The following is a 12,259-nucleotide window of genomic DNA, read 5'->3' on the forward strand; positions in this document are numbered from 1 at the left end:
TTTAGTTAAAAAGGAAATTACCTATAGATAACGTACGGCATACGATAAAACCACAATACAAAATGAAAAATAAAGACAAAAATTAAGACAAAAAATAACGACATAAAATGAATATAAAACAAGCAAATAAAGCATATGGGAGAAACAAATGAAAAAAAATAATGATTTTAACTACAGCAAGTTTTTTAAAAGCTTGCTATTAACTGGTGTTATCTTGCCTGCTGGTGCTATAGCAGCTGAAAATGCTGAACAACAAGCAACGGAAAAATCAGAGGTGATTCAAGTTACCGGGTTTAGAAGTAGTTTAAACGCAGCTTTAATGTCTAAACGTGATGCAGTCGGCTCTAGGGATGTTATTTTAGCAGAAGATATTGGTAAATTTCCGGATTTAAATGTCGCAGATTCATTAGCTCGGGTGCCAGGGATCTCAATGGAAGAAGATGGCGGTGAGGGGCGTCAGATCACCATTCGGGGGTTGGGGTCTCGCTTTGTTAAAACAACGATAAACGGTATGGAATCAGCTTCGGCTGGTTCTGGATCTGATGCCGGTGGGGGCTCTAACAAATCCAGAGCCTTTGATTTTAATGTCTTTGCTTCTGAACTATTTACCGAAGTGACAGTCGATAAATCACCATCCGCCTCGTTGGAAGATGGTGGTATTGGTGGTAATGTTAATTTGCAGTCAGCAAGACCATTCCAATACCAAGGAACAAAATTATCCTATAACATCAATGCGCGCTACAATGACATCGCCGCAGAAACAACTCCCAGAATGTCGTTTATGGCGAGTAAAAACTGGGATAACAAATTTGGTATTTTAGGTTCGGTTGCTTACTCTAAAGGGGTAGTGCAATCCGAAGGATCTTCTTCTGTACGTTGGACTGTGCTGAATCCTAAACACAATGGGGTTAAAGGGGATACTGATGCATACGGTAACCCAAATCTACTTATTGAACCACCCCGAACAGTTGTTACAGGTAAAGGTGCTTATGACGACGAATACCTAGATGGTAAATATATCCCGCGTATTCCAAGATACTCAATTTATAGCCAGGAAAAAACACGGTTAGGGATAACCGGTGCATTACAATATGCACCATCAGACGATTTAGTCATGAGTTTAGACTGGCTCCACGCTAAATTAGAAACGGATGTCAATGAATATCAATATTCAGTTTTAATGCGTGACAACAAAGGAACTCGTCCAACGATTTATGCTGAGAATCTAGTGCATGACGCAAATAACAATATAGTGGCAGGGGCATTTTCTAATGCACCCATTCGATCTGAAGCAAGAAAAGATAATTCTGAATCGACTTTTAATCAGTTATCTTTTAACGCAGATTGGTACATTAATGATAAATTGAAAATGGAAGTTTTGGTTGGTGCCGGTGTTTCAGAGCTAGATGTTCCTTATCAAAATACCTTCGCAATAGATGCCAATAATTCAATTATTGCTTATAGTTATGATGCTTCTATTAACCCAATGGATTTAATTAATGATTCTGGCAATACCACGACCTCAGGTGAAATGAACTCTGATATGCCATCATTTGCTTTTGTACCAAATCAACCCCAATTTGCTGATGGTTCATATGCAGGTGGTAACTACACGCTTGAGCAATCTAAAGCGGCAATGAAAGATGGAAGCAATTATAATGTTGCGTTAACCCGCACGGCCAGTCAAACAATAGAAAGTGATAATAGCTCATTGAAACTTGATTTCACTTATGAGCTGAATGATGAATTTACGCTTAAATTTGGTGTCAATTCGCGTTCATTTGAAACCGAGCATCATTATTACCGAAACTACTACAAGCGCCTTAAAGACAGTGAAACAAGAGCTGCGAATGATCCTAAAGCGAGCACAACGGGTAATAGAGCTGAAACCTGGGCGGTAGATTATACTACAGATGAGCAAGGTAACCCCTACACCGGAATTAATTTAGCCGGTGAATTATATGCAACGACTTTAGCTGATTTAGGGATTGAATTTGGTAATTCAGTAGAGGTACCGGCCAATTCTGCGATTACGCAGTCAAGCTGGACTGCCGCCAATTTTGATAAAATGATGGCTGCTTTTGGTGACAAAGAGTTTATGCAGCGCCGCGAAAGATTTGACCAAACTTATCGCTTAAAAGAGGAAGTTGATGCGGTATATTTGCAAACAGATTATAACGGTGTAGTAGCCGGTTTTGATGTGCGTGCAAATTTGGGCGTGCGTTATTTGGACAACACGAATACCTCATCTATTGCGAACAAAGATCATTACAACAAAAATACTTTATTGGCAGGTTGGGGCGATGGTGCGAATTATAAAAACGGCTATGGCTGGGTCACAACGGTCAGTGAAAGTGATAATTTCCTGCCTTCTTTAAATATTGCCGTGGATTTAACCGAAGATTTAGTTGGCCGTTTTAGTGCCTCTAAAGCGATCACACGTCCGGCACTGAAAGATCTCGCTTCTTCGGTATCGGTGAGTGAGCCATCTGTTAGCACTGAAACGGGTGAAGAAAATGGCGGTTCAATTAAAGTAGGTGCTGGGCCTTCACTTAAACCATACGAATCAACTCAATTTGATATCGGTTTAGAATGGTACTTTGCTGAAGAAGCCCTATTAGGGGGTGTCGTATTTTATAAAGATATTTCTGGTTTAAGTAAAACGACTAAAAATACCAGGTTGAGCCGCACGTTTTTAGAAGGTTTGAATGTTGATGTCGACGGTAATGAACTGATTACCCCGGATACTATCTGGTCGGTACAAAGTTTAGAAAATACACCGGCAGAGGGTATGTGGGGTTATGAGCTTATTTATCAGCAGCCATTTACCTTTTTACCTGCCGGGTTAGACGATTTTGGTATTTCAGCTAATTATACTTATATTGATTACACAAGAGATGTTGAAGACCCGTTTACTGGTGAGGTGTTAAGCTTAGTTGAAGAAGAAACCTCTAAAAATACTGTCAATACAACCCTGTATTATGAAGGCGAAAAATTTAGTGCGCGGGTTTCTTATAATTACCGTGAGGGTTACAACAAAGAGTACCGTAATGAATATAAAGACGAAGGTACTTTTGTTCGGGGTTATGAAGATAAAGGTAGCTGGAAATTCTCTTCACGTTATAAGTTAAGTGATGAGATGTCGGTCTCCTTTGAAATTATTAACTTAACCAATGCTGAGAAGAAACAGTGGGGTAATATTTATAATAAACAACCGATGGAATACTTTGTAAACGGACGGCAATTTTTGCTTGGGCTACGAGGTACGCTGTAACCGCAGTTTATTATTTGAATATTGTTAATTGAAGCTGAAAATTAAAGCCAGTCGGAAAAGTCGACTGGCTTTTTTTGTTTATTAATGTGTATTTTTTACAAACGATACCTGTAAAAAGGTTATTGAGTCTTCAGTTATTTATCAGTGAGTTTATTAATTACTTTAAAAACAGCTGGTTACAAGGTGGTCTGTGACTTGCATTAGTCAGCTGGCATTCAGTAAGTTGAATTTAGTAACTAGGAGACCGAAATGAAAAATTCACTCAATAAATTATTGATTGCAGGTGTTCTTTCAAGTTTTGCTGTTGTTAATGGCGCAAATGCTGGTGACTCCAATACCTGGCAAGATACTTCTAAAGATGCATGGATAGATGGTAAAGCCGAAGCAACCATTTTATTTAACACGCAATTAAGTGCGTTTGACATCAACACAGATGTTGAGAAAGGTCACGTCATTCTAACCGGTAAAGTTGATAGTGAAGTTGATAAAGCTTTAGCTGAAGAAATCGTTGAAAGCCTTGAAGGGGTTAAGGGTGTTGAAAATCACCTAATTGTTGTCAACCAAGATAAAAGTAAAGATAGTCAATTAATGGCTTCTTTAAATGACTCAAAAGTCGCCACTGTAGTTAAAACTAAATTACTTTTGGAATCTGAGGTTGGCGGTACAGATATCAATGTTGAAGTAAAAAATGGTGTGGTGACACTAAAAGGAGAAGTTGAATCAGCCAGTGAAAAACAGCTTGCAGTGGCCATTGCACAAAATACAGATGATGTGAAAAACGTTATTAATCAATTAAAAGTGAATAACAGTTAAATATGTATTTTGCGAATTCAGTTAATTAAACCGATAGGATATGGATATAAGACATGGATGTCTTACATCACCTTTAAAGCAAAAGGAATCACCATGAACGCTCAATCACATCAAGTTGCACAGTCAAAAGTTGAAAATGTTATATACCTTGGTCAAGCTTCGAACGCTTTTGGTATTAGCACGTATCGCTCAAAATAAAAGGTTGCAATCCCTACGTTTGCAAAACAATAGGAGCTTAAAATGACAACAATATTTGAAGTACTTACTGAAGACCATGACAAACAAAGAGCCTTGATGAAGGCTTTGGTTGAAACTGAAGGTGAGTCAAAAACACGCGCTGAATAATACCAAGATTTAAAAGCTAATTTGGAAAATCATGCTGTAGCAGAAGAAAGATATTTTTATGCACCTTTGATTAAATTTGAACGCACAATAGGCCATTCGCGCCATGGCATCGCTGAGCATCACGTAATCGATAAACGCATTGCCGAATTGGATCAGCTTGAAATGAGTGATCCTAACTGGTTAAAAGTGATGAAAAAGCTGCAAGACAAAGTATTACATCACCTAGAAGAAGAGCGCGAGTTCTTTCAGCAAGCGGGTGTCGTTTTAACTGACAAACAAAAGATTGGTATCTTAGCTGAAATTAACGATTTTGATACTGAGGTGGATTATGCAAGCTTAAGCTTGCAGTACACCTTCTAATATAGAGATGGGAATGTTTTCTTAAGTAATAGACGATCTTATCTCGCTTTCCTCATTGTCCTGCTGGTATCGTTAACACTTTTACTGGCTGGCAATGGGGCTTTTTAAAACACAAAAGATAGATGGAGAGAAAGATGGATTTTATTAGAATTTTGTTTGCAATTTTATTGCCACCAGTCGGCGTATTTTTACAAGTGGGGATAGGGGCGCCATTTTGGATAAATATTCTGTTAACCTTATTGGGTTATATACCGGGTATTGTTCATGCGGTATGGATTATTGCTAAAAAGTAGCCATTAGCTAGTAGTACATTAGGATGATGCGACAAAAACAGTGTTGATTCAAATTCAATCTAAATTAATTGGAGGATACAGTGATGAGCGATGTAATTACAGGTTTATTTGATAATGCTATTGATGCCAGTTTAGCGACACATAAACTTGAAGCTATCGGTGGTAAAGAAACGGATATTAGTTTGCTTGCAAATGGTAGCTATAGCAAAGAAAGTTTTGCAATTGAAAATAATAGTAAAGCGCCTGAAGGTGGTTTAATAGGTGCAGCCACAGGTGGTGTATTAACAGCGGTTGTAGCAGGCATCAGCGCTATAGGCACAGCTGCAACCGGCGGTACCGGTGTAATAGTAGCTGGCCCATTGGTTGGCGCTTTAGCAACTGGAAGTATCGGGGCGGTTACTGGTGGTGTTATCGGTTCAGTGATTGGTGCGTTTGTTCCAGAGCACGAAATAAAATTTTATGAAGATGCGATTAATGAAGGCAAAATATTAATTGGTGTTAAACATCACAATAACACTAAAGGAATCGAAGATGTATTGGAGAATGCCGGCGCGGAAAGTGTGGCAACTGCTTAGTGTTTTAGCCCCCCTAATTTGTGATAAACAAGGTGCTTGCCACCTTGTTTATCCTATTCATTATGTCAACCAAGCCATAGAATGTTACTGGTTAGCCAGCCTGAATTCACTTTCGGTGGGGCTGGATCCATTATTTTATTGATGTCGTGGGTTGACGACTCGTCGCATTGCTACTAGGGCGTGTGAATCTTTGTATTATTTTTGAGCAATAGGCTATTTTAATCATTAACAAAGCAGAATGAGTGGGGTTTAGTCATTCTAAATAAACGAATTCTAATGCCGTTAAGGGTTAAAATAGCCATTGCCCTTCGGGCTGAGGCCAAAATGGTCTGATGCAGCGTTAGAAATAACTTATTTAGATGACTAAACTTCATTATTTCTGCCTTGCCTAAGACCATTTTTTCTCTCAGCTCAAATTATAAACAAAGATAAACACGCCCTAGAGCGTGTTGCAATAAGCCGCAGATGAATTTATATGCGGCTGAGTGCTACTATTTTCTTCTATTTCTTGTTTGGTTAATAACACTTGCTGATTGCTTTGTTTTAGTTGGATAGCCATTTGAATAATTTTGTATGCTTGTTTATGGCAGCCATATTTGTTTAATGCATAGGCGTAATTATTTAGGTAATTTGATTCGTTAGCGCCGTATTGGGCGCCTTGCTTAAACCAATATAAGGCATCTTCTAGCTGTTTGTTTGCCAAGTAGCTATTGGCCATTAGAAAATAGGGGATCCAATATTGCGGCCAGTATTGAATTGCTTGATAGAAGTAACGACGAGCAAGTTCTTTTTTTTGTATCCTAGCAAAGTCTTGTGCAGCAGTTACATAAGTCAACTTGTTTAATGCTCGGCTATGTTTATTAAGTGGAAGCGGTGCCACAAACCAAAAATCACTGCGTTGCCAGGTTCTTTCAAATAACGCCATATCAACTTCTCTAGCTTGATTTGTGCCAGAATGTAGTATCACTTTTTGTCGCTTTAAATCGAATCCAACGACTACGGCATAATGCCAAAGTGGTTTCCATTCAATGGATAGATTTTGTAATACAATAACTGGAATACCATCATGTACCAGCTGAAGTAGTTGATTTAGATTGCCGTTATCGCTGTAAGCCAAAAGGTTTTGCTGGCGAATTGTTGCAACCATTTCGATTTGTAAACTGCCATTTTTAGATGGTACAAAAACTTTAGGTGCGATTTGTTCCGGCGTTGTATTGAAACCATAATAATTAAATACTTCAGCCAGGGTCGTTGGCCCACAATAATAGTCTTTTTGTGAAAAAAAAGGCACATCTAAAATGTGAGTTTGCTGATTTAACGAAATTGGGGGATGGTTGCGCAAAGCTGTGGTTTGAGGCGCTGTTGTAGAGCAAGCAGATAAAAATAGTAAACTACCAAGCAATAAAACAAATGCATTACAACGCAAGCTCATCTTATGTCCTTCTAAGTATTTTAGTATTACCAAACGAGTGTGTTTTTATTCCCACAACAGCTTAGCGTTGCACAACCGTTCAATTTAACCCCACTTTCAATTTTATTTGCTTAACATTTTGCGTTTGCTTAAATAGGGTCGATTAAATAGGTTCGATAAAACTATATGCGTCAGTTACACCGAGTAAATCGAGTACGGCAACCACAATTAATACTGAGAATATTAAATCGATCACGCCACCAGCTGGTGCGTCATTAATTTGCTGATTCAGTGCTTTAAGCTCAGAAGGTGTTAAGTTTGCAATTCTTTTTTCAGCTACTTGCTGTGAAACACCTAATGCAATTAGCTTATTTTGCACTTCTTTATCTGCTAGCATTTGCAGTATCTCGGCTTGCTTAACTTGATTTTGATGAGTCGCTAGAACACTTGAGGAGTCGACCATACCTGCAATTGCGGTATTGAACAATAATGAGGCAATGATGGTGATACTGGTAAGTAGTTTTTTCATGATAAAGCTCCTTTTTCGGTAAAAGCTAAGCGTAGTTCAAACTACGCTTAGTTTGTAGTAATCATGGGGGGTTAACAATCTTTGTCTTTGGCATCGACACCTTCTTTTACATCTTCACAGGCATCTTCAATTGCGTTTCCAGCGTCAGTCGCTGCATCTTCAATTTTTTCCCCCGTATTGTCGACAGCGCGATCAATTTCTTCGCCCATATTTTCCGCACCGCCATCATCACAGCCAGTTAATGAAAGCGCTGCTAATAATGAAAATACAACGGCCGATGTTTTGAGTAAAGTTTTCATAAAATCATTCTCCATTTAAATTTAGTTAATCCGATTGTCTAGCTAATTTACATAAGTTAGCGTTCTGGTGGTTTTCCACGTATTGCATTTGAAAATAGTGAGATAACTAACAAAACAACAAAAATAACGAATATTATTTTAGCGATATCAGCAGCTGCGCCAGCAATCCCAGCAAAGCCAAGCACACCCGCTATTAAAGCAATGACAAAAAATGTTAATGCCCATCTCAACATACTAAGGCCTCCAAATAAGGTTTTTAATGTTGTGACGCTAGGGAATAAGCGATTAGTGTGCCAACTTTTAACCTATTGTTTTATAAGTTTTTTGTGTGTTTGCTTGTTTTGTTGGCTCAGTGTGTTTGGTAATAATTACAGGGTGTGTGTAGACTTTACTTCATTTTAACTGGGGTAAAGCGCATAACTAGTTTGCTATGCGAGTGTGTTAGATTAGTTTAGCGTTTCTAACATTCTTTGTAGCATTTCTAAATTTATCGGTTTTAGTAATTTACCCGCAGCCCCAGCTGTACGCATTGCCTCATTAGAAATTTCGCTACCGCTTAACATGATAATGTTTAGATTGGCGTTGTTATCTTTGAGCTGATTGGCTAATGAAATACCATCCATGTCGGGGAGGTGGTAATCTAACAGCAATGTATTGATGTTGGGGTTGTCAGCAAGGGAGGTTTTGCAATGTTCAGCCGAATGCGCTACATGCGCTTTTACTGCAAGGGATTCGAGTAGTAATGCAGTTATGTTAGCAGCATCTGAATCATCATCTACAATCAGTATTTCTAATGTCGTTTCCTCGATTTCTTGGCTTATTTCCGCATGTGGCAAGAATTGTTTAAGACTGTTATATAAAGAAGATTTTTCAATTGGCTTCGCGACTACGTCATTAAATCCTAGGCTTTTTAACTCATCACGGACGCCTTTCATAGTCGCAGCGGTAACCGCTAATATCGGGTTTGTTACTGAATGAGCTCTAAGTTTGGAAATTGCACGTTTACCGTCTAGCTTAGGCATGTGGATATCCATCAAAATTAAGTCATATGGCGTGTTGGCGTTTTGCATGGAAAGCACTAAGTCAACTGCAGTTTGACCATTGTCGGCATAATGAACTTCCAGTCCAAAAGATTCGCTGAAATAACCAATCAGTTGGCGGATGTCCTGAATATCGTCAACGACTAAAATCTTACCTTGTAATGGTGCGTAATTTTCGTGCGATTGGTAACTTTCTTTATCGGCTAAAGATAATTCTATGCGTTCTTCATTATCTGGGCTATACGGTGGGATTTGAATCGTAAAACAGCTTCCTTTGTTAATCTCAGATACAACAGATATACGGCCATGCATTAATTTGACTAGCTCTGAGCAGATAGCTAACCCTAAACCCGCACCTTCTTCATTTCTTGAAACCACATCTTCTATTTGTTCAAATGGCTTGAAGATATTCTCCAGTAGTGTATCTGGGATCCCAATGCCTGAATCCTGGATATCAAAACATAACATTTCAACACCCTGAATATCTTGCAAATGTATCCTGACGTTTATTCCACCTTTAGTGGTAAATTTAATGGCATTGTGAATGATATTAATCAACACTTGCCTTAAGCGTATCGGGTCATTAAATATATGTTGTGGTAGTGTCGTTTTTGATTCAATTGTAAAGGATAGCCCTTTGTCTTTAGCGTTTATTTCCATTAGATCATAGATGTTTGCGATAAATGGATGGAGCGCTATTGAAGTGCAATTTAATTCTAATCTATTGGCCGCTATTTTGGATAAGTCCAACACATTGTTTAATAAACCGAGTAAGTGTTTACCGTTATTAAATATCGTTGTTAGCTCTGAATGAACAGGTTTGGTCCGGTGTTTGTTTAACAGTAATTCGGTATAGCCTAAGATTGATGTCAATGGCGTTCTCAGTTCATGGCTTAAATGCGCTAAAAATTTATCTTTAGAGCGATTACTTGTTTCAGCTTTTATGCGTTCTAATCTTTCATTTTCAAAGTCTTTACGTGCCAGCGCATAACGAATAGCACGTGTAAATAAGGTTAAGTTTATTTCATTTTTAATCAGGTAATCGACTGCGCCGGCGTCTAATGCACTGTTATCTAAACTGCTATCTGATTGTCCAGTTAACATAATAATGGGAACCGTACAGCCGTTTTTAATGGCTTTTTTTAATACGGATAAACCGTCCAGCGCACCCAGCTGATAGTCTAATAAACAAATGTCATGAAGGTTTTTTTGTAGTATTTCTAATGCCTCTTTGGGTGAACTAATCCAATCAATTTCAAAAGTATGGGTTGTCATTTCATGTAGGTAATCTTGAGTAATAATGAAATCATCTTCGTCGTCATCGACCATTAATACTTTTGTAATTTTGCTTGTCATAATTCACCTGCTGTTATTTTTGATAAATTATTGTTCGGGGCTGGGGAGTTCGACAAATTCTACCCAGTATTTACCTAAAGTTTTCATTAAGTCGACTAAACCATCAAAATCGACCGGTTTAGTGATATATGAAGCTGCGCCCAAATTGTATCCACGGAGCTTATCTTCTTCCTGTTTTGAGGTTGTTAGAATGACAACAGGGATAGATTTTAAATTTGGATCCGCCTTAATTTCTTTTAATGCCTCTCGCCCGTCTTTTCGAGGCATGTTTAAATCTAACAATATTAAGCCTGGACGAGGTGAAAGTGTCTTATCTGAATATTTTCCTTCTCTGCGCAGGTATTCTAATAACTCGACACCATCTTCGACGCATTTTAGCTCATTCATGACACGACTTTCTCTTAATGCATCCTGCGTTAACAATCTATCATCTTCATCATCGTCAGCCATAAGGATGGTTATCGATCTTTTTTTTGTTAAACACATATTATTCTCCGTCACTCATTGGTAGTTGATAATCTTCTGGTATTTTGATGGTGAATATTGCCCCTTCATTGGGTTGACTTTTTACATTGATACAGCCGCCGTGACGCTCAACAATTCGTCGGCATACCGCCAGTCCAATGCCGGTACCTTTATATTCAGATCTTGAATGCAGGCGCTGAAACGGAATGAAAATTTTATCGGCGAACGCTTGTTCAAAGCCGATACCATTATCAGCGATTGTTATGACGTGCCAATTTTCCGTACAGTCTAATAGTTCATTATTAATGGTTTCTGTGTGGTAATTTATTGTGATTAAGGGCGATTGGTCAGAACGCCTAAACTTAATAGCATTTGAAATCAAGTTTTGAAAAAGCTGGCATATTTGGCTTTTGTCCGCTTGAATTGACGGCAATTCTGCCACCTTTATGGTCGCGTTTGCTTCAACGATTGCAATTTCTAGATCATCCGTTACCGTGTCAACAACTTCTTGTAATGCGACCGCTTTAAATGATTTACCTCTGGTTGAAATACGTGAATATTCTAGTAAATCATTAATCAGGTTGGACATCCGCTCTGCTGCATTTTTCATCCGTTTTATAAAGTCGGCGCCTCGTTCGTCCAATTTGTCCGCATAGTTGATTTCCAGTCGATCACCAAATGCTCTGATTTTTCGCAGTGGTTCTTGCAAATCGTGGGATGCGACAAACGCAAAGCTTTCCAGTTCTCTGTTACTTTGTTCTAATTCTTCTGCGTAAACCGTTAATTCCTGAGTTTTTGCATTAACTTCTTTTTGTAAAGTTTCATTTTGAGTTTCTAACAGCGTCTGATTTTTTCTTTCTTGTTGAAGTAAGATACGGGCTAGAATCATCATGCCAAATAACAATAAAAAACTGGTGATGGCTGAGGTTGTAAAGGTGAATTCAGCGTTTTTTTCAGCTTTTAATAACTGGGCAAACAAGTCATCTCGATATGTGGTTTCTATCGATTTGAGCATGTCAAAGTGTAGTTTAATCTCTTTATACAAGTTTCGCCCTCTACCTGTCATGACTTGACGCAACGCGGATTTTTCTTTATCCGCTTGTGCCAGCTCAACGGTTGCCACTAACTCTCTCAGTTTCGCTTCTATTAAGTGAATGAGGGATGCAACCTTAGCAGGCTGTTCAGGTATTTCAGATTCGAGGGTTTTGATGGTTTCAATTTGTTGATAAACATTTTCAAGTGCATTGGTATAGGGCGTCAGATATTCTTCATTTGCGGTGAGTAGATAACCTCGTTGACCTGATTCGGCTTGCAACACTAATATATGCAATTCTTCCAGCTCACTAATTATTTCGCCGGTGTTATATAACGAGGTTTGCGCTTTGGATAGTTTTGAGGTGATGTTTATCGCAAGAAAAATGTTTGCTGAAATCACTAAAATAACGATTAAAAAGATTAATATCCAACTATCTCTTTTTTTTTCAAGCAACATATCCATA

Annotated in this window: 11 protein-coding genes and 1 pseudogene; 5 read left to right on the forward strand and 7 right to left on the reverse strand. The window is 38.4% G+C overall.

What is annotated here, in order from left to right; translation table 11 throughout:
• The first annotated feature begins 148 nt into the window (after positions 1-148).
• The 5 genes and pseudogenes from FNT16_RS14390 to FNT16_RS14410 all read left to right on the forward strand — a co-directional run bounded on the left by FNT16_RS14390 (position 149) and on the right by FNT16_RS14410 (position 5,660).
• Positions 149-3,274, forward strand: a complete 3,126-nt coding sequence (locus FNT16_RS14390; protein ID WP_143872226.1) for a TonB-dependent receptor — start codon at positions 149-151, stop codon at positions 3,272-3,274.
• A 249-nt stretch (positions 3,275-3,523) separates the two neighbouring features.
• The gene (locus tag FNT16_RS14395) at positions 3,524-4,087 is read left to right on the forward strand and encodes a BON domain-containing protein (protein WP_143872227.1); all 564 of its coding nucleotides are present in this window, start codon (positions 3,524-3,526) and stop codon (positions 4,085-4,087) included.
• A 240-nt stretch (positions 4,088-4,327) separates the two neighbouring features.
• Positions 4,328-4,792: pseudogene (locus tag FNT16_RS14400) on the forward strand (hemerythrin domain-containing protein).
• A gap of 134 nt (positions 4,793-4,926) precedes the next feature.
• The gene (locus tag FNT16_RS14405; protein WP_143872228.1) at positions 4,927-5,085 is read left to right on the forward strand and encodes a YqaE/Pmp3 family membrane protein; all 159 of its coding nucleotides are present in this window, start codon (positions 4,927-4,929) and stop codon (positions 5,083-5,085) included.
• An 83-nt stretch (positions 5,086-5,168) separates the two neighbouring features.
• Positions 5,169-5,660 carry a hypothetical protein gene (locus tag FNT16_RS14410; protein WP_143872229.1) on the forward strand — a complete coding sequence of 164 codons (492 nt, stop codon included), beginning with the start codon at positions 5,169-5,171 and terminating at the stop codon, positions 5,658-5,660.
• Between the two features lie 439 nt (positions 5,661-6,099).
• On the opposite strand, the gene FNT16_RS14415 is transcribed toward FNT16_RS14410, so the two are convergent.
• The 7 genes from FNT16_RS14415 to FNT16_RS14445 all read right to left on the reverse strand — a co-directional run bounded on the left by FNT16_RS14415 (position 6,100) and on the right by FNT16_RS14445 (position 12,258).
• The gene (locus FNT16_RS14415; RefSeq protein ID WP_143872230.1) at positions 6,100-7,092 is read right to left on the reverse strand and encodes a PA2778 family cysteine peptidase; all 993 of its coding nucleotides are present in this window, start codon (positions 7,090-7,092) and stop codon (positions 6,100-6,102) included.
• A gap of 142 nt (positions 7,093-7,234) precedes the next feature.
• On the reverse strand, positions 7,235-7,600 hold the full coding sequence (locus tag FNT16_RS14420; RefSeq protein ID WP_143872231.1) for a PA2779 family protein: 366 nt from the start codon (positions 7,598-7,600) through the stop codon (positions 7,235-7,237).
• 71 nt (positions 7,601-7,671) lie between these two features.
• A complete protein-coding gene (locus tag FNT16_RS14425) occupies positions 7,672-7,899 on the reverse strand; it encodes a hypothetical protein (RefSeq protein WP_143872232.1) in 228 nt (75 codons plus the stop codon).
• Between the two features lie 56 nt (positions 7,900-7,955).
• Positions 7,956-8,132, reverse strand: coding sequence for a DUF1328 domain-containing protein (locus FNT16_RS14430; RefSeq protein WP_143872233.1), 177 nt, complete (start codon positions 8,130-8,132; stop codon positions 7,956-7,958).
• Between the two features lie 213 nt (positions 8,133-8,345).
• Complete coding sequence (locus FNT16_RS14435) at positions 8,346-10,295, reverse strand: response regulator (RefSeq protein ID WP_143872234.1); 1,950 nt, start codon at positions 10,293-10,295, stop codon at positions 8,346-8,348.
• A 27-nt stretch (positions 10,296-10,322) separates the two neighbouring features.
• Positions 10,323-10,781, reverse strand: a complete 459-nt coding sequence (locus FNT16_RS14440) for a response regulator (RefSeq protein ID WP_143872235.1) — start codon at positions 10,779-10,781, stop codon at positions 10,323-10,325.
• 1 nt (position 10,782) lies between these two features.
• A complete protein-coding gene (locus FNT16_RS14445) occupies positions 10,783-12,258 on the reverse strand; it encodes a sensor histidine kinase (protein ID WP_143872236.1) in 1,476 nt (491 codons plus the stop codon).
• Position 12,259: the final 1 nt, after the last annotated feature.

Origin of the sequence: Catenovulum sediminis, assembly GCF_007289895.1 — a bacterium.
Taxonomy (GTDB): Bacteria; Pseudomonadota; Gammaproteobacteria; order Enterobacterales; family Alteromonadaceae; genus Catenovulum; species Catenovulum sediminis.